Source organism: Arthrobacter endolithicus (genome assembly GCF_026627425.1).
Taxonomy (GTDB): Bacteria; Actinomycetota; Actinomycetes; order Actinomycetales; family Micrococcaceae; genus Arthrobacter_M.
Genome location: NZ_JAPNLH010000001.1, coordinates 40,732 through 57,734 on the forward strand (window position 1 = coordinate 40,732; position 17,003 = coordinate 57,734).

Sequence of the window (17,003 nt, forward strand, 5' to 3'; positions counted from 1 at the left end):
GGTGGTCGTCGAAAACAAGCTTGAGACCGGGCGCGAAGTGCCCGCGGTGCCAACGTCCGCCAGGGCGCTGACAGTTGTCCCGCTGAAATACCCCGGACGGTGGGTGCTGGCCATCGTGATTCTGGTGTTGCTGGCCCTGCTCGTGCGGGCATTCGTGGTCGCTGACATCGATTACTCCGCGGTGGTCGAGTACTTGACGGTCCCCGGAATCCTGGAGGGAGTGCGCAATACGCTGCTGCTCCTGCTGCTGTCCATGGCGTTGGGACTGGTCCTTGGCGTGCTGACCGCAGTGATGCGCCAGTCGCCGAATCCAGTCCTGCGCTGGGTCGGCGGCGGGTACGTTTGGTTGTTCCGGGGTACTCCACTGCTGGTACAGCTGCTGATCTGGTTCAACCTGGCGATCATTTTCAATACCTTCACGATCCCGGGCCTGGTGTCCATGCCCATGAACGCGCTGATGACGCCGTTTGTGGCGGCTTTGCTGGGGCTGGGCATAAATGAGGGTGCTTACATTTCGGAAATCGTACGCGGTGGCATCCTCTCCGTCGATCACGGCCAACGCGAGGCTGCCTCGGCCATCGGAATGCCGCGCGCCAAAATCATGCGCAGGATCGTCCTGCCACAGGCGATGCGCGTGATCATTCCGCCACTGGGCAATGAGTTCATTGCATGCCTGAAGTTCACGTCCCTGGCGTACACCATTTCCTTCAGCGAACTGCTGCACTCGGCGAACAAGATTTACACCGCCAACTTCAAGGTGATCGAGCTGCTCTTCACCGTTACCATCTGGTATTTGGCCCTGACTACCGTGTTCAGCGTCCTGCAGCAGATGCTCGAGGACCGGCTTGGTCGCAGTGCGCCGGGATCCAGACCCAGTTTTGCGCGCCGGCTTCGTAAAAACCTGGCCCTCAGGAGGACCGCATGAGCAAGCAACTGATCGTCCATGCCGAGCAGGTCACCAAATCATTCGGCGACCTGGAGATCCTCAAGGGGATTGACCTGCAGGTTTTCCGTGGTGAGGTGCTGTGTATCATCGGTCCCTCGGGATCGGGTAAATCCACGTTTCTGCGGTGCATCAACCACTTGGAGAAGATCGACGGCGGGCGCCTATCGGTCAACGGCTCGCTGGTGGGTTACCGCCAGAACGGGGACAGGTTATACGAGCTAAAGGACAAGGACGTCTGCCGCGAACGGGCCAATATCGGCATGGTGTTCCAGCATTTCAACCTCTTCGGCCACAAGACTGCGCTGGAAAATGTCATCGAGGGTCCGGTGCAGGTTAAAGGGATCTCGAAGAAGAAGGCAACCGAACAGGGCATGGCGCTGCTGGAGCGCGTGGGGCTGGGGAGCCGGGCACATGCCTACCCGTATGCCATGTCCGGCGGCCAGCAGCAACGAGTCGCTATCGCCCGGGCACTGGCGATGGAACCGCAGCTGATGCTTTTCGACGAGCCCACCTCCTCGCTGGACCCCGAATTGGTGGGGGAGGTCCTGGACGTGATGAAAGACCTGGCCAGTTCCGGGATGACCATGGTGGTGGTGACCCATGAGATGGGCTTTGCCCGTGAGGTCGCGGACGGAATAGTCTTCATTGATAATGGCTGCGTCGTTGAGCGGGGCCAGCCGCACGACGTTTTGGGTAACCCCCAAGAGGAGCGCACCCGGGCGTTCCTCAGTGCGGTCCTTTGATAGGCGAGGAGTAGGAACAGATGAGCACCTCGGTTTTACGAGCCCTGAAGATCCTCGAACTACTATCGGGCTCGGACAAACCGTTGCCACTGACCCGGATAGCCGAGCAATTGGACATCCCCAAAAGCACCGCGCATGCTATTCTTCGGGCCCTGGCCAGTCGGGAGTTCCTGGAAGTCACCGAGCACGCGTCGTACTCCATCGGGCTGCGGGCGTTCGAAGTCGGTGCCGCGCACCTGCGTTCCAATAACGCCGTCGACATTGTCATCCCCCAACTGGCGGGTTTGACGAAAGAGCTGGGCATCACCTCGCACTACGCGGTTCTCGACGGAACCGACGCCGTCTACCTCTGCAAACAGGACCCTCCCGGCCTGGGCATCAAACTGGCAAGTTCCGTGGGTGCCAGGCTGCCGGCCGTTGTCACGGCGGTAGGGAAGGCAGCCTTAGCTTGGCTGCCGGGGAACGAGCTGGCAGCTCACCTGCCGTCCGGTGGCGAGGTGGGGCGGGACGTCGGGATCATGGCCGAGCTTGCCCAGGTGCGGGAGCGCGGCTACAGCCTCGATGACGGCGAAACAGCTTCCGGTGTCCGGTGCATCGCTGCGCCGGTTTTTAGCCCCTCCGGCGGGCCGGGCGCCATCGGTGTCAGCTACATGCTCGGTTCGACGCTGGACGCCGACGCCGTTGCAGCGCACGTCATGAACTCTGCCAGCCGGTTAACGCAACTGTTGGGCACATTGACCCGAAAGGCCACCGCATGAAAGTTTCACAGGCCCTGAAACTTGTCTCGATCAAGCCGCCCTCGGGTAGCCGGACCAGCCGGCGGCTGGAGCGGTGCCGGACCATCGATGATGTTCGGCTGGCCGCCAAACGCCGCTTGCCGCGGCCTGTCTTCGACTATGTCGACGGCGGAGCGGACAGTGAGGACTCGTTGCGGAACAACACAGACGCACTGGGTCGCTACCATTACCTTCCCAGAGTCCTGACCGATGTAGGCAACCCGGACCTTTCCGCTACGATCCTGGGGCGTAAAACCGCCGTCCCCCTGGGTTTTGCGCCCACCGGCTACACCAGAATGATCGATCCGCGCGGTGAGCCTGCCGTCGCGCGGGCGGCCGCAAGGGCGGGCATTCCTTATGTTCTCTCCACTATGGCCAGCACGTCATTAGAGGATTTGGCCGAAGCCGAAGGCGTGAACTCTGCGGACCTCTGGTTTCAGCTGTATGTCTGGAAAGATCGTGCCCTGACGCTCGAGCTGGTCAGGCGGGCGTGGGCCAGTGGGTACCGCGTGCTGGAAGTCGCCGTGGATACGGCGGTCACCGGTAATAGGTTACGTGACGTGAGAAATGGCCTGACCATTCCCCCAGCTCTCTCGCTGAGGAGCCTGGCGGACATTGGCAGCCGACCCGGATACTGGGCGGGCATGCTGGCTGGTCCGGCCCTGACATTTGCCAATGTGGAGGGCCGGTCCAGCGGCTACAGCGTTGATAACATCGGCCGACAGTTTGACCCCGGCGTGACGTGGGAGGACCTGGACACCCTGCGTCAGGCGTGGCCCGGCAAGCTGGTCCTGAAGGGGCCGATCGGCCCCGCTGACGCCAAACGCGCCCAGAGCCTGGGCGTGGACGGTGTGCATTTGTCCAACCATGGAGGCAGGCAGCTCGACCGGACCCTGGCCCCGGTGGAACTTGTTCGGCCGGTCCGGGCCGCCGTCGGCGAAGATTTCGCCATTCTGGTGGATTCGGGCATCCGGCATGGTTCGGACGTCGCCACCGCCATCGCCCTTGGAGCTGACGCCTGCATGGTGGGGCGCGCCTACCTGTGGGGGCTGGTGGCCGGCGGCCAGGAGGGGGTGGAACATGTTGCGGACCTGCTCACCGGTCAGTTCCGTCGGACACTCCAATTGCTGGGAATGGCCAGCGTCGAGGAGCTGCGTGCAGCCGGACCAGGCCTACTGGCACAGCGCTGCTGAGGGCACTACCGGTCCTCTGTCTGCCTTCGAAGCGCGGCGGTCGGAGCCCCTGGCGGGAAACGCCTGCAGTATCCAACGAAACCGAAAGAGGGAAAGCATGGATGTCGTCCACCACTTGTCCGCAGCGTTGCCCGGCCTGGTACAGACTGATCCTTCGGTCTTGCAGATGTACCGGGCGGACCGCTCCGGCCATCTGGCCTCCGGCACGGCTCTGGCGGTGGTGCAGGCCCGCACCGTCGACGATGTGCAGACTGTGTGCAGAATTGCCCACGAGCATCGCACCCCAGTGGTCACCAGAGGCGCCGGCACCGGCCTCTCCGGCGGCGCCATTGCCGGAGCCGGTGAAATTATCCTCTCCACGACGTCCATGACGCGGATTTTGGAGGTGTCACCCGATAACCGGCTTGCCGTCGTCGAGCCCGGCATCCTCAACGGTGACCTGAACCGTGAACTGGCAAAGCAGGGCATGTGGTGGCCGCCGGATCCAGCCAGCAAGGACATCTCAACCGTTGGCGGGAATATCGCGATGAATTCCGGCGGCCTGCTGTGCGCCAAATACGGCGTCACCCGCGAAGCCGTCCTGGCACTGAAGGTCGTCCTGGCTGACGGCCAGCTGATTTCGGTGGGACACCGGACGGTCAAGGGGGTCACCGGCTACGATGTGTGTGCGTTGATGGTCGGCTCCGAGGGTACCTTGGGCGTGATTGTGGAGGCCACGCTGAAACTGCGTTCTCTGGTAACCGGCACGGTGGCCACTATTGCCGCCTTCTTCGATTCGGTCGCCGAGGCCGCTGCGGCCTCGGCCGCCATTACGGCCGCCGGACTGCAGCCGGCAATGATGGAGTTGCTGGACCGGCGCACGCTGGAATGTGTGAGCCGCTATACCGGCGTGGACCTCGTCTTACGAGGAAATGCGTATTTTCTTCTCCAGTGTGATGGCCCCGGCGCGGAATCAGAGGCCTCGGAGATGGCCGGGATCATCCGCGATGCCGGGGGAAGGGTGGAAATTACCACCGACCCGGAGACTGCCAAGGCCCTGGTGGACGTCCGGCGGCAGGTGTTCCCGTCCCTGGAGGCCATGGGGACCTTGCTGGTTGAAGACATCGCCGTGCCCCGATCTGAAATGACTGAGGCGTTTGCTAAAATCTCCGACCTTGAAGCCAAGTACGGTGTCATGATCCCCACCACGTGCCATGCGGGGGACGGCAATCTTCACCCGAGCTTCGTCTTCAGTGGTGAATCGGTCCCGGACTCCATTTGGGCCGCCGCAGAGGAACTTTTCGCCCACGCCTTGGCGCTGGGCGGCACGCTGTCCGGCGAACACGGCATCGGACTTCTTAAACGGCGCTGGCTCGGCGACGAACTCGGCGGCATCCAGCTTGGGCTGCAACGGCAGATCAAGGCGGTCTTTGACCCGCACAACCTGCTCAACCCCGGCAAGGTGTTTGATCCGGTGCGGGCGCCGCTCGTGGAATCGTCGACTGTCTGAGGAGTACCCACAATGAACGTCACCCTGACGACCAGCGACAGTCGCGAGGCGCTCCGGTTTGAGCGCCGGCTGGCGCATCCGATCGAGCGGGTGTGGCGCGCCGTCGTCCTGCCCGCCGAACTCGGGCAATGGTTTCCCGCTGCGGCCTACTGGACACCTGAAGCGGGCGAGACCTTTGAAGCGGGAGGACAAACCGGACAGATCACCGAACTCAGCGCGCCGCAGCTGATCGAATGGACCTTCGGCGGCCAGCTGTTCCGCTTTGAGCTGCACGCGGAGCAGGACGACTGCGTGTTGGTGTTCACCCACATCTTTGACGATGGTGGGGCTGCAGCCCAGACGGCAGCCGGATGGGCCTGTTACTTCGACCGGCTCGAGCCACACCTCAGCGGGGGTAACCTGTCCGAAGAGAGCGCGCACGCACCGATCGGGGAGCGGCACGAGCGCTACGCAGCGCAATTCGGGGTCGATCCCGCTCCCGGCCGCATGTTCGTCGCGGGGCTGGACTTCCGGGACCCCGTCCTCGAGGACGGCCCGGTACTGCGGCTGGAACGTCGCTACGATCAGCCGATCGAGCGGCTGTGGCAGGCCCTGACCGATCCCGCCGAGCTGCACCAGTGGTTCCCCGGCGGGCTGGAGGTCGGTGACAGTGAGGCGCCCCGTTTACTGACCGGCTCCTGGCAAGGGGAGGGAACCCTGCGGTTCGAGCTGCGGCCCGAGGGCACCGGATGCGTGCTCGGGTTCAGCCACACCTTCACCGACCGCGACCAGGCCGCGCTGGCCGGGGCCGGCTGGGACCGCTGTTTCGCCCGCCTGGACGCCTTACTCGCCGACCAAATGATGAGCGAGGCCGCCTCCCTGGTCAGCTGGCCTGAGGTGCACGAACGACTCGCCGCAAGGTGGAACGTGGACCCCGAAATTGGGCGCACCGCCTACGCCCAACGCCCTCGCGACTGACGGACGGCGAGGCCCTTATGGGCGCAGAGGCGATGGCAGCCAGCAAGATCCGGCTTCCCAGCATCAATGGCAGGGCACAGTCGAGCATGCTCTGTGCAGTGGCTGTGCAGTGGCTGTGCAGTGGCTGTGCAGTGGCTGTGCTGGAAGCTGACGGAGCACTGTCGCGTACTATGCCGTCAGACGATTGCCAGCTGGTCCGCGACGACGCGTCCCCGGTGGATTACGGTTCGATCCGATGGCCGGTCCATGACGGCGGCGCTGACGCACTCCCCGGACACCAGCAGAAAGTCGGCGGGATCACCGACGTTGGTACCGGGCCGGTCCGTCACGGAGGCCAGCCGGGGGACCGAGCGGTCCAGGATGGATGCCCCGCCAGCCGTGGCCACGGCCAGAGCGTGCTCGATCAGGTGGTCGGAGCGGTAGCCGTTGACAAAGGCCAGCTGCCACGTGCGGTCGAGCATGTCGGCGTTCCCGTAGGGAGACCAGTAGTCGCGCTGTCCGTCCTGGCCCAAGCCCACCCGGACGCCGGCGTCGGTCAGGTCGGCCAGCGGCAGTTGGAACGGACCACCGGGCGCGACGGTAGCCGTCGAGATGTCCAGCTCGGCCCAGGTCTGAATCAACGTGCGGGTGTGGGCCTCGCTGACACCCCAAAGTGGGTAGCCGTGGGAGATCGTCACATTGCCCTGCATGCCCAGGGCGCGGGTGCGCTCAGCGATCAGCGCGGCGCTGAAGTGCCCTAACTCGCCGGGTTCGTGCAGATGGATGTCGATGGGCACCTGATATTTTTCGGCCAGGCCGAAGACGATATCCAGATGACGGACGGGATCCTTGTCCAAAGCGCAGGGATCGATGCCGCCCATTACATCGGCGCCTGCCTTCAGCGCCTCCTCCATGAGCTCAGCCGTGCCGTTTTCCAGCAATAGTCCGGCCTGCGGGAAGGCGATGATCTTCACCTCGGCCCGATCCTGGTACATCTGGCGGGCGGCGAGGACGGCCTCGAACTTTTCCATCCCGCAGTCGGTGTCAACCTGGGCGAAGCTGCGCACGCGCGTGGTCCCGCGCTCGATCATCATGCGCAGCGCCGTCTGGGCACGCTCGCCGATCGACGTTTCAGCGTCGCGCCAATTGCCGCGGTCGTTGAGCATCATGCCCCACACACCAGGGGCGCCGGTATGTCCGCGAAAGGGCAGCGCCAACCGGTTGGAGTCAAGATGAACATGGACATCGGAGAAGGACGGCAGCAACAGCCTGCCCCTTCCTTCGATCACGATGACACCGGACGGGGACGACGACGGATCGTGCGCGACGACGCTGCCGACCCGGTCATCACTGATCGTGACGTCGGCGGCGGATTGGCCCCAGGGCCGTACGTTCCTAATAACGGTGGGGTCAGACATGGGCAACCTCCAGTGGCTTGGCTTTGGATGCCACGGTAGTTCAAGAAGTGCGGGATATTCCATTTAGCTGCGGGTTTTCTCCCTTCGGGTGAGGGGAATCGGCACGCCGCGGCCAATGATGACCGCAGACCGGGAGCACCGAAGGGTGCCCCCTACCGGTCTGACGCGCGGCGGACTAGCCTATGGCGCATGGACTGGAAACTTGAACTTGTTTTTGTCCCAGTGTCCGATGTGGACCGTGCCAAGGACTTCTATGTGAATAAGGTTGGCTTCAACGCCGACTACGATGAACGACCGAGCGAATCGATGCGCTTCGTTCAGCTGACCCCGCCGGGTTCAGCTTGTTCCATCTGCATCGGCGAAGGCCTCAGTGATGCGGCTCCCGGGACGGCCCCGAATATGCAGATAGTGGTCGACGATATTGAGGCCGCGCATACGCAGCTGAAGAACAGCGGCGTGGAGGTCAGCGACATCGACGTCCAGGACTGGGGCCACTTCGTGTATTTCGCCGACCCCGACGGCAATAGCTGGTCATTGCAGTACATCCCGAACCGGTCCAAAGGATAGGTCTGGTGGGATGGGAGGCAGACGCGGTGGTGGTTTAGCCGTCCGGTGTGGGACCCTCCCATCCGGCCACAGGTCAGCGCCGTCGGCGCTCGGGCGTCAGCCAGAAATTGCTGAAACCGGCATCATCGGGATTCACATTCATCCCCGGCGGAACGATTTCGTCGATGCGCTCGAGGGTTGACGCGTCAAGCTCGAGCGAAGCGGCCGCAAGCTGTGACTCAAGCTGGTCCATTGTCCGGGGCCCGATGATCGCGCTTGTGACCGCGGGGTGACGCAGCACGAAAGCGATGGCTAGGTGCACCAGCGGGACGCCGAGTTCGTCGGCCAGCGCGCCTAACTTGTCCGCGGCGTCGAACTTGGCGGCTATTTTGGGATTGTCCAGGTCGTAGCGACCAGGATCGCGATCGCTGCGATGGGTGGCCGGTAGATCCTGTCCCTTGCGGAACTTACCGCTGAGCCATCCGCCCGCCAGCGGGCTCCAGACCAGGGCCCCCATGGCGTGCCGTTGCGTCGTCGGCAGCAGATCGGCCTCGATGCCTCGAGTGAGCATTGAGTACGGTGGCTGCTCGGTGACGAAGCGAGCCAGGTGGCGCTCACGCGAAGTCCACTGGGCCTCGACGACCTGCGATGGCTGGAACGTGGACGAGCCGATGTAGCGCACCTTTCCCTGGGTGACCAGATCGGTGAGGGCGCCGAGGCTTTCCTCAATGTCGGTGTACTCATCGGGACGGTGCATCTGGTAAAGGTCAAGGTAGTCGGTACCGAGCCGGCGCAGCGAATCTTCCACCGAGCGGACAATCCAGCGGCGCGAACCGCCACGGTAGTTAGGCTGCTGCTTCATGCCGTTGAAAAACTTGGTGGCGAGGATAATGTCTTCTCGCTTGCCGGATTGGGCAATTGCCTTGCCGACGATCTCCTCCGACTCCCCGAACGAGTAGATATCAGCGGTGTCAATGAAGTTGATGCCGGCATCAAGGGCGCGGTGGATAATGCGGGCCGAAGCGTCGTGGTCTTTGTTGCCCCAATCGCCGAACATCATGGTGCCGAGGGCGAGGCGGCTGACTTCCACCCCCGTGCGTCCGAGGTAAGTGGTGGGCTGGGCTGGGCTTTGCTCTGTCATGTTTTTCACTTTACGCCTGCGCTCGGCGGGCGGTTTCGGCCAGCTCTACGACCGGGAATTAGTCGTTCTCCCGACCGAAGCGATGCGCAGCCACACGGCCTTAATGGCCCTCCGGCGATTCAGTGCGGCCAGGCCGGCGTCTTTCATCGGCGAGCCTTCCTGCCGACGGCATCTTCAATGCTCATGCCCCACTTTAAGAGCCAATCGAGCCCTTCCCTTATCAGGTCAATATGATCTAAAATTTCGAAGATCACACGCTAGAAGTGGAGCCATTTCGCATGTCCCGCATCCTGCCCTTGGTCGCCGTTCAGGCGCCGCCACGCTTAATCGGCGGAGCGCTCACAGATTTTGCGGCAGAGGTCAGCAAGGCGGTCGCGGACCATCCCGGCACTCAGCTTGTTGTCTTCCCGGAGCTGCACCTTTTCGGCGATGGCGAGCCTGACCGGCAGCGCAGCGAGGCACTGCAGGAATCGGCGCAACTACTTGACGGGCCGCGGGTCACCGGGCTTAAGGAGATCGCAGCGGATTTTGGGATCTGGCTCATTCCGGGCAGTGTCTGCGAGCGGGGCAACGACGGCCGGCTGTTCAACACCGCCCTGGTGCTCTCTCCCTCCGGGGAACTGGCCGGTCACTACCGAAAGATTTTCCCGTGGCGCCCCTTTGAGCCCTATGATCCCGGTGCGCGTTTCAGCACCGTGGATCTCGACGGGATCGGCCGGGTCGGGCTGAACATTTGCTACGACGCGTGGTTCCCCGAGGTTACTCGGCAGCTGGCATGGATGGGCGCCGAGGTGATCGTCAACGTCGTCAAAACCACCACGGCGGACCGCGCCCAGGAACTGATTCTCGCCAGGGCCAATGCAATCGTCAATCAGGTGTTCATGGTCAGCGTGAATTGCGCCGGTCCCACCGGTCGTGGGGAGTCTCTCATCGTGGACCCCGAGGGGGCGGTCATTGCCAGTGCTCCCGGTATGGAAGCTACGATCCTGGCGGCGGAACTCGATCTGGCCGCCGTCGAACGTGTCCGTCAGCAAGGAACAGCAGGCCTGAACCGCATGTGGTCACAGTTCCGTCCCGGCGAGCCTGCCATTGAGCTCCCCGTGTACCGGGGCCAGATCGATCCAGCCACCTGGACACCCCGCATGCCTACCCCCTAGAAGTCACCGATGCCAAACACAACCAACCCTGATCCTTTTCGGTCTGGCCATCTGACCTCGCTGATTATGCTGGGCACTTCGGCGTGATCGCCGGGACCACCGGGGGTGCGTCGCCGTCGACGTATCTGGTGAAAAATGTAGGCGTCTGACGCCGGAGGCCGCTGACTAAGGCTTCGTCCACGTCCACGTCCACGTCCAAGGCCGTCTTCGCGTCCGCGTCCGCGTCGAAGGCCGCGTTCGCGCCCAAAACCTGGTGGCTCATCGTCGGGTTCACCGCCGAAGCCGCCGAGGGCGCCGCATTGATGGCTATTCCCGACTACGCCACCTATGAATAGCAAGTCATATGAATAGAAAGTCATCGCTGCGTCCTTCCCGCTGGTTGCGGGCGTGGTGGAGGCGTCCGTTAGCCGCTGTAGCCGTACATCAAGGAGCCGGGGGTAGTGAGGATCTCGCCGGACTCGAGCCAGGTCTTCAGGCCGGAAAGGACCATTGGCCAGCCGCCGAAGAGGTGCTCGTCGGCGCCGTCGCGCATTTGGTCCTGCGTGACGACGAGACGGCAGGAATCGCCGACCGTCTCGATGTCCCAGCTGATCCGGGAGAAGCCTTCGGCCTTGACCTCTTCGCTGTAGAGCTGGCGCATGCGCTGCACGAGCCGGCGGGGCGGATCCGCCTCCAAGGTCTCGCCCTCCCCGAGAAGTGCGCCGTTGCCGAACATCTGAATGGGAGAGCCCGGTGTCATGCCGCCGCTGAACTCGGCCCCGAAGTTGTACTTGCTGCGGATGGCGGGGTCGGTAATGGCGTGCCAGAGCAGCTCCGGTGTGGTGCGGATGTAGATCTCGAATACTTTTTGCATGGTTTTCTCCAAGTCGGACTTGAGGTCACTGAGTCCGGCGGCCCAGGATTCTGCGTACTTGCTCACCCATCGGTCGTAGATGAGACGGATCGGCACGGCATTGAGGAAGTGAAGCTTTTCCCTCCCGCGCCGTTTGACGACAATGAGTCCGGCGTCTTCGAGCTGCTTGAGATGCTTCATCACGCCAAAGCGCGTCATCTCGAAGCGTCCCTCCAGCGCGCCCAGCGTCTGGCCGTCCGCACGATACAGCTCATCGAGCAGGCTGCGCCGGGTCGGATCGGCAAGGGCTTTGAAAACGGCGTCCACAAGACAAACATTAGGTGACTATATGGTCACCTGTCAAGGGGTGGGGACGAGAGACCCTAGGCGGGCAGACTGCAGTGGGAGGCCGCAGGTAGGCAGCCCCGTATTGCCGGTTGAATGGACGACTGCCATTGAAATTTCCACGGCAGCGGTCCATTCAACCGGCAATACAGCTCAGAGGCCTGTCAGCCAGCCCGGTGCTACCCGTTGGAAGTCCGACGGGGCAAGCGCCGACGCGCGTTCGGGCAGATAGCCCAGCAGCGGCACATCCAGCGCCTCGAAGTAGGCAAAATTGCTCAGCTCGATGACCGACGGCTCGGCCGGGCGGGAACCAACCACCAGGCCGGCGACGGCCAGGCCCCTGCCCCGGAGCGCCGCCAGGGTCAGCTGCGTGTGGTTCAGGGTGCCCAGGCCGCTGCGGCATACCACCAGCGTGCTCGACCTGCCCGGAAACAGGGCGGCCAGGTCCGCAATGGTGCCCCCGCCGGCATCCAGCTCCACCAACAGGCCGCCTGCCCCCTCGACCAGAACGTGGTCATAGTCGGCCGCCAGGATGCGTATCCGCGCCGCATGCACTTCCAACGTCGGCAGCACGGCCCCCTCCCTGGCCGCAGCCGCGGCCGGGGACATGGGGTCACGGAGCCGGATGCCTTCGAACACCGCGGTGGTACCGCTGAGCCGCCGGACCTCGCCCGTGTCGCCACCGTCGCCGGGTCCCACCCCTGTCTGCGCCGGCTTGTAGACGGCCACGGTGGCGCCGCCGGCCGTCAAGGACGCGGCCAGCGCCGCCGTCGTCAGCGTTTTCCCGACATCGGTGTCCGTCCCGGTCACGAAGATGACGGTGCTCAGCGGTGCGGTCATGGGGTCCCTCTGGCCACGATGACGGACAGCGGGGTTTGGAAGGACAGCAGCCGGAGCCAGCCGGGGTCCGTGTCCACGAGCCGAAGGTCGGGCAGCGCGCGGGCTGATTCCTCGACCACAAGGGCGGTCTCCAGTTCGGCCAGTTTGGCACCCAGGCAGCGGTGCAGTCCATGGCCGAACGCCAGCGAATAGGCGCTCGGGGCGGCTTCAGGGGGATGATGGCCGGTGAGTTCGAGCAGGATTTCGGCGCCGGCCGGCAGCACCGTCCCGGCCAGATGCGTCTCCCGTGCAGCCGCGCGGCGCCATGTGGGCACCGACGATTCGGTGGCAAGGACGTGGCGGACAAATGTGCCGGCAGATCCGGTGCCCCCGCCGTCCGTGCCCAGCTGATGCCACCGTTGGCGGTCCGCAATGCCGCGGAACAGTGCTGTGTTGATCAGCTGGGAGGTGGTCTCCTGGCCGGCGATGACCAGGAAATAGCCCAGCGAACAGATTTCGGCTGCGGAAAGTCCCGCGGCGTCCAGTACGCCGAAGAGCGAATCCGTGCCACGGTCCGCGGCGACTTCGCCGTTGAGCCAGACGTAGAATTCCGCAGCACTATGCGCCAGGTGCACCTGGCGGTCCTCGTCCGGCCAGCCCCAAAATAACTCCAGCGAATCCCGGCTCCAGCGCTTGAGCAAGGTCAGCTCCGGGCAGTCCAGTCCGGTCAGCTCGCTCATGATCACCGGCGGGATATGCCGCGCCAGAACGTCCGCCAGATCCACCGGCCCATCGTCCAGTGCGGCGGCGGTAATCCCCAGCCGCTCCCGGGTCAGCTCACGAATCCGCGGCCCTATCGCGGCTACTTTCGCGGGGGTGAAGAATCCGGCCACCAGACGACGGACCCTTCGGTGCTGCTCGCCGGTAGCAGAGGCCAGCACCGGCGGCAGCGCAAACCTGACTCTGCTGAGGATCCGTCGGGCGGCTGCACCGAGCGGCATCACGGACGTTAGGGCGTTGGCCGGGACGAAGTCGTCCGTGCGGCGCATGATCTCCTTGACCTGTTCGGGATCGCTGACAACGTGAAAGGTCATCACCGGGCCGCCAGTAGCTGTGCCACCAGGCCGGCGGCCATCCGGACCTGCCCGGTGCTGAGATCCGCGCGGACGGTGAGCCGTAGACGCGAAATACCGTCCGGCACGCTCGGCGGCCGGAAGCAGCCGACCAGGACGCCGTCCTCGGCCAGCGCGGACGCAAGGTACGCCGCTCGCTCGGCGGAACCCACCGGGATGGATTGCACCACGCCCGCTGCGCGCTCAATTCCGCAGCCTGCGGCGAGATCAGCGGCATTGCCCAGCACGTGCTGCGCCAGCTCTGGTTCGGCCATAATGATCCGGCAGGCCTCGGCGGCCGCCGCGGCGCAGGCCGGAGCCAGCCCGGTGTCAAAGATGAAGGTCCGGGCGGTATTGACCAGATGCCCGCGCAGGGCGGCCGAACCGAGCACGGCTCCACCTTGGGAACCGAGTGCCTTGGACAGGGTCGCGGTGACCGCCACATGTTCCGTGCCCGCCAGCCCCGCCGCGTGCACGGCACCGCGCCCGTGCCCTGCCACGCCGAGTCCGTGGGCTTCATCGACGACCAGCAGCGCGTCGTACTCGGCGCAGAGCCGGGCGGCCGCGGATAGGTCGGCCGCATCGCCCAGTACAGAATAAATGGATTCGAGGACGACGACGGCACGCGGCTGAGTGCGCGCGGCCAGCAGGCGGCGCACGGCCGTGAGGTCCCCGTGCGGGACGGTCTCGACGGAGGACCGGCTGAGCCGGGCGGCGTCGATCATCGAGGCATGGATGTGTTCATCGGTGATGATCAGCGTGCCGGGGCCGCCCAGTGCGGTGAGGATGCCAAGATTGGCGGCGTAGCCGCTGGAAAAGGCCAGGGCAGCGGGTTGGCCGGTCAGCCGGCAGAGTTGATCCTCCAAGTCCAGATGCGGAGGAAGGGTGCCGACGACGACGCGGGAGGCGCGCGCCCCGGTGCCGTAGGTGTCCACGGCGGCGTTGGCCGCGGCCTTGAGCCGCGGATCCGTGGAAAGGCCGAGGTAATCGTTGGACGCCAGATCCAGGGCTTTACGGGTCCGGACCTCTGTGCTCCGGACAACGCCGCGGCGGCTGCGCACACGGGCCTGATCCGCCAACCATTGTTGCATTGCACTCATTAGCCGTGCACCTGCGCAATCGCGGCAGTTATGCCGCTGCCGATCACGGCGACCTCATCCGGGCTGCTGATGTACGGCGGCATGGTGTAGACCAAGTCGCGGAAGGGCCGCAGCCAGACGCCGTGCTCGAGCGCCGCGCGGGTCAGCGCGGGAACATCCACCGGCGTCTTCAACTGGACGACTCCCACCGCGCCGAGAACGCGGACATCGCGCACCGACGCCAGGTCAGTGGCCGGGGCCAGCGCGGCGGTAAGCCCCTTTTCCACTCCTGCCACCTGCTGCTGCCAGCCGGCGGAGTCGAGCAGCCCCAGGGCGGCCAGGGCCACGGCGCAGGCGAGCGGGTTGGCCATGAAGGTGGGGCCGTGCAGCAGCGCACTGACCGGTGAGGCGGTGATAGCGTCGGCCACGGCGCGGGAGCAGAGCATTGCGGCCAGAGTCAGGTATCCGCCGGTGAGCGCCTTGCCGACGCACATCACATCGGGGGCCACGCCGGCCCATTCGGCGGCGAAGAGTTTTCCTGTCCGCCCGAACCCGGTGGCAATTTCGTCGAAAATCAGCAGCAGCCGGTGTTCATCGGAGACCCGGCGGGCAGCGGCCAGGCATTCGGGGGCATAGACGTACATTCCCCCCGCACCCTGGAGCACCGGCTCAACGATGATCCCGGCGAGTTCGCCGGCGTGCCGGGCAGCCGTTTCGCTCAGCAGAGCAACCCAGGCTGCGACCTCGGCCGGATCGGAGACCAGCACGCCGTCGACCAACCGGGCAGAGGGCGGCCGCGGCAGGAAATACTGCTGTGCGACAAGAGACGGGAAGGCGGAGTGCATGCCGTCCACCGGATCGCACACACTCATCGCCGCGAAGGTGTCGCCGTGGTAAGCGCCGCGCAGGGCCAGGAATTTCTGCCTGTGTGCACTGCCGATGGCGCCCTGGTACTGCACCGCAAGTTTAAGGGCGACTTCCACGGACACCGACCCGGAATCGGCGAAAAACACATGCTGCAGCGGTTCCGGGGTAATCCTGACCAGCTCTTCGGCCAGTCGCACGGCCGGCTCATGGGTCAGACCGCCGAACATCACATGGCTGAACTGTTCCGTCTGATTCCGCAGCGCCGTGTCCAGCACGGGATGGCGGTAGCCGTGGACGGCGGACCACCAGGAACTCATCGCATCCATGGGGGTAAAAACCGTGCCGTCCGCCGCGTCGAGACGGAGCCGGACCCCGGCCGCCGCGGCGACCGCATAGGGTGCCGGCCCGTTTAGCGGTGCATACGGATGCCAGAGTAACCCGCGGTCCCGGGAAATCAGTGCCCGCCCGGTGGGGCCCTGCGCGGTGTGGGACCGCTCAGACATTGGCCGCGATGTCCGTCCCGGCGCCGCGCCGGCGGATGGTGACGCGTCCTGCCGCGGCCGCACCGTCGTCGGCCGTCCCTGCGCCGAGCACCACAAAACCGTTGTCCTCGATCATCTCCAGATCGGCCTTCGCCTGCTGGCCTTCACTGGTGAGGTAGTCGCCCAGGAACAGCGAGTTGGCCACCTGCAGGGCCAGCGGCTGCAGCGAGCGCAGGTGCATCTCGCGCCCGCCGGCCATCCGCAGTTCGGTGGCGGGGCAGGCGAAACGCACCATCGCCAGGATCCGCAGGCACAGCGCGGGCGTGAGCAGCCAGGTGCCCTCCAGGGGTGTGCCGTCGAAGGGCATCAGGAAGTTGACCGGGATGGAATCGCTCCCCAGCTCGCGCAGGGCAAAGACCGCATCGATCAAGGCGTCCTGGTTCTCGCCCAGACCGACGATGAGGCCGGAGCAGGGGGACAGTCCGGCGGCCTTGGCGTGCTCCACCGTCCGGACCCGGTCCGCGTACTCATGGGTGGTGCAGATATCGGCGTAGTTGGCTTCGCTGGTGTTGAGGTTGTGGTTGTAGGCGTCCACCCCGGCGTCCCTGAGCCGGTCCGCCTGGCCGGCTTTGAGGATACCCAGGCAGGCGCAGACCTCGACGGCGGGGTGTTCGTCCTTGAGCTGATGCACCATGTCCGAGACGCGTGCGACGTCGCGGTCCGAGGGGCCCTTGCCGCTGGCCACCAGGCAGACCCGCGAGGCGCCGGCCCGGATCCCGGTGGTCGCCTGCTGCACGGCTTCCTCGGGCTTGAGCCAGGTGTACTTGAGGATCTGCGCGGCTGAGCCCAGGCGCTGGGAACAATAGCTGCAGTCTTCCGGGCAGAGGCCGGATTTGAGATTGACCAGGTAATTGACCTTGACGGTGTTGCCGAAATGCGCCCGGCGGAGGCGCCCCGCTGCGGCCACCATCTCCAGGAGCTGATCGTCCGCCGAGTTCAGTACGGCAAGGGCTTCGGTGCGGGTTAAAGTCCCGCCGGACAGCTGGCGATCGGCCAACTCGTGAAAGTAATTGAACACCGTTCAAGTATGCGAAGGACAGCGAGGGGTGTCAATTGTGCGGC

17 protein-coding genes are annotated in these 17,003 nt (G+C 64.9%); 8 read left to right on the forward strand and 9 right to left on the reverse strand.

Annotated elements, in window-relative coordinates:
* The first annotated feature begins 1 nt into the window (after position 1).
* The 6 genes from OS914_RS00215 (at position 2) to OS914_RS00240 (ending at position 6,104) form a co-directional block, all read left to right on the forward strand.
* A complete protein-coding gene (locus OS914_RS00215; protein ID WP_267544049.1) occupies positions 2-925 on the forward strand; it encodes an amino acid ABC transporter permease in 924 nt (307 codons plus the stop codon).
* A complete protein-coding gene (locus OS914_RS00220) occupies positions 922-1,689 on the forward strand; it encodes an amino acid ABC transporter ATP-binding protein (protein ID WP_267544050.1) in 768 nt (255 codons plus the stop codon). The genes OS914_RS00215 and OS914_RS00220 overlap by 4 nt, the downstream gene beginning before the upstream one ends.
* A gap of 20 nt (positions 1,690-1,709) precedes the next feature.
* The gene (locus OS914_RS00225; protein WP_267544051.1) at positions 1,710-2,447 is read left to right on the forward strand and encodes an IclR family transcriptional regulator; all 738 of its coding nucleotides are present in this window, start codon (positions 1,710-1,712) and stop codon (positions 2,445-2,447) included.
* Positions 2,444-3,658, forward strand: coding sequence for an alpha-hydroxy acid oxidase (locus tag OS914_RS00230; protein ID WP_267544052.1), 1,215 nt, complete (start codon positions 2,444-2,446; stop codon positions 3,656-3,658). Before OS914_RS00225 ends, OS914_RS00230 begins: the two co-directional genes overlap by 4 nt.
* Before the next feature lie 97 nt (positions 3,659-3,755).
* Positions 3,756-5,147: an FAD-binding oxidoreductase gene (locus tag OS914_RS00235; RefSeq protein WP_267544053.1), complete on the forward strand. Its 1,392-nt coding sequence runs from the start codon at positions 3,756-3,758 to the stop codon at positions 5,145-5,147.
* A 12-nt stretch (positions 5,148-5,159) separates the two neighbouring features.
* Positions 5,160-6,104 (forward strand): SRPBCC domain-containing protein, encoded by a 945-nt coding sequence (locus tag OS914_RS00240; protein WP_267544054.1) that lies wholly within the window; start codon positions 5,160-5,162, stop codon positions 6,102-6,104.
* Between the two features lie 176 nt (positions 6,105-6,280).
* Here OS914_RS00240 and OS914_RS00245 read toward each other — a convergent pair whose 3' ends face one another.
* Positions 6,281-7,501, reverse strand: a complete 1,221-nt coding sequence (locus OS914_RS00245; protein ID WP_267544055.1) for an amidohydrolase family protein — start codon at positions 7,499-7,501, stop codon at positions 6,281-6,283.
* Positions 7,502-7,690: 189 nt separating this feature from the next.
* On the opposite strand from OS914_RS00245, the gene OS914_RS00250 reads away from it, so the two are divergent.
* On the forward strand, positions 7,691-8,068 hold the full coding sequence (locus OS914_RS00250) for a glyoxalase superfamily protein (RefSeq protein ID WP_267544056.1): 378 nt from the start codon (positions 7,691-7,693) through the stop codon (positions 8,066-8,068).
* Positions 8,069-8,141: 73 nt separating this feature from the next.
* Here OS914_RS00250 and OS914_RS00255 read toward each other — a convergent pair whose 3' ends face one another.
* Positions 8,142-9,188, reverse strand: coding sequence for an aldo/keto reductase (locus tag OS914_RS00255; protein ID WP_267544057.1), 1,047 nt, complete (start codon positions 9,186-9,188; stop codon positions 8,142-8,144).
* Between the two features lie 278 nt (positions 9,189-9,466).
* Between OS914_RS00255 and OS914_RS00260 the strand changes: the two genes are divergently transcribed.
* Positions 9,467-10,345 (forward strand): carbon-nitrogen hydrolase family protein, encoded by an 879-nt coding sequence (locus OS914_RS00260; protein ID WP_267544058.1) that lies wholly within the window; start codon positions 9,467-9,469, stop codon positions 10,343-10,345.
* A gap of 64 nt (positions 10,346-10,409) precedes the next feature.
* Here OS914_RS00260 and OS914_RS00265 read toward each other — a convergent pair whose 3' ends face one another.
* The 7 genes from OS914_RS00265 to bioB all read right to left on the reverse strand — a co-directional run bounded on the left by OS914_RS00265 (position 10,410) and on the right by bioB (position 16,959).
* Positions 10,410-10,607 carry a hypothetical protein gene (locus OS914_RS00265; RefSeq protein ID WP_267544059.1) on the reverse strand — a complete coding sequence of 66 codons (198 nt, stop codon included), beginning with the start codon at positions 10,605-10,607 and terminating at the stop codon, positions 10,410-10,412.
* A gap of 141 nt (positions 10,608-10,748) precedes the next feature.
* A complete protein-coding gene (locus tag OS914_RS00270; protein WP_267544060.1) occupies positions 10,749-11,504 on the reverse strand; it encodes an ArsR/SmtB family transcription factor in 756 nt (251 codons plus the stop codon).
* A 171-nt stretch (positions 11,505-11,675) separates the two neighbouring features.
* The gene (gene bioD, locus OS914_RS00275; protein WP_267544061.1) at positions 11,676-12,362 is read right to left on the reverse strand and encodes a dethiobiotin synthase; all 687 of its coding nucleotides are present in this window, start codon (positions 12,360-12,362) and stop codon (positions 11,676-11,678) included.
* Positions 12,359-13,435, reverse strand: a complete 1,077-nt coding sequence (locus tag OS914_RS00280) for a cytochrome P450 (protein WP_267544062.1) — start codon at positions 13,433-13,435, stop codon at positions 12,359-12,361. The genes bioD and OS914_RS00280 overlap by 4 nt, the downstream gene beginning before the upstream one ends.
* Positions 13,435-14,553: an 8-amino-7-oxononanoate synthase gene (locus tag OS914_RS00285; RefSeq protein ID WP_324290602.1), complete on the reverse strand. Its 1,119-nt coding sequence runs from the start codon at positions 14,551-14,553 to the stop codon at positions 13,435-13,437. The genes OS914_RS00280 and OS914_RS00285 overlap by 1 nt, the downstream gene beginning before the upstream one ends.
* Positions 14,553-15,902, reverse strand: a complete 1,350-nt coding sequence (locus OS914_RS00290) for an adenosylmethionine--8-amino-7-oxononanoate transaminase (RefSeq protein ID WP_267544063.1) — start codon at positions 15,900-15,902, stop codon at positions 14,553-14,555. Before OS914_RS00290 ends, OS914_RS00285 begins: the two co-directional genes overlap by 1 nt.
* Positions 15,895-16,959 carry a biotin synthase BioB gene (gene bioB / locus OS914_RS00295; protein ID WP_267544064.1) on the reverse strand — a complete coding sequence of 355 codons (1,065 nt, stop codon included), beginning with the start codon at positions 16,957-16,959 and terminating at the stop codon, positions 15,895-15,897. The genes OS914_RS00290 and bioB overlap by 8 nt, the downstream gene beginning before the upstream one ends.
* Positions 16,960-17,003: the final 44 nt, after the last annotated feature.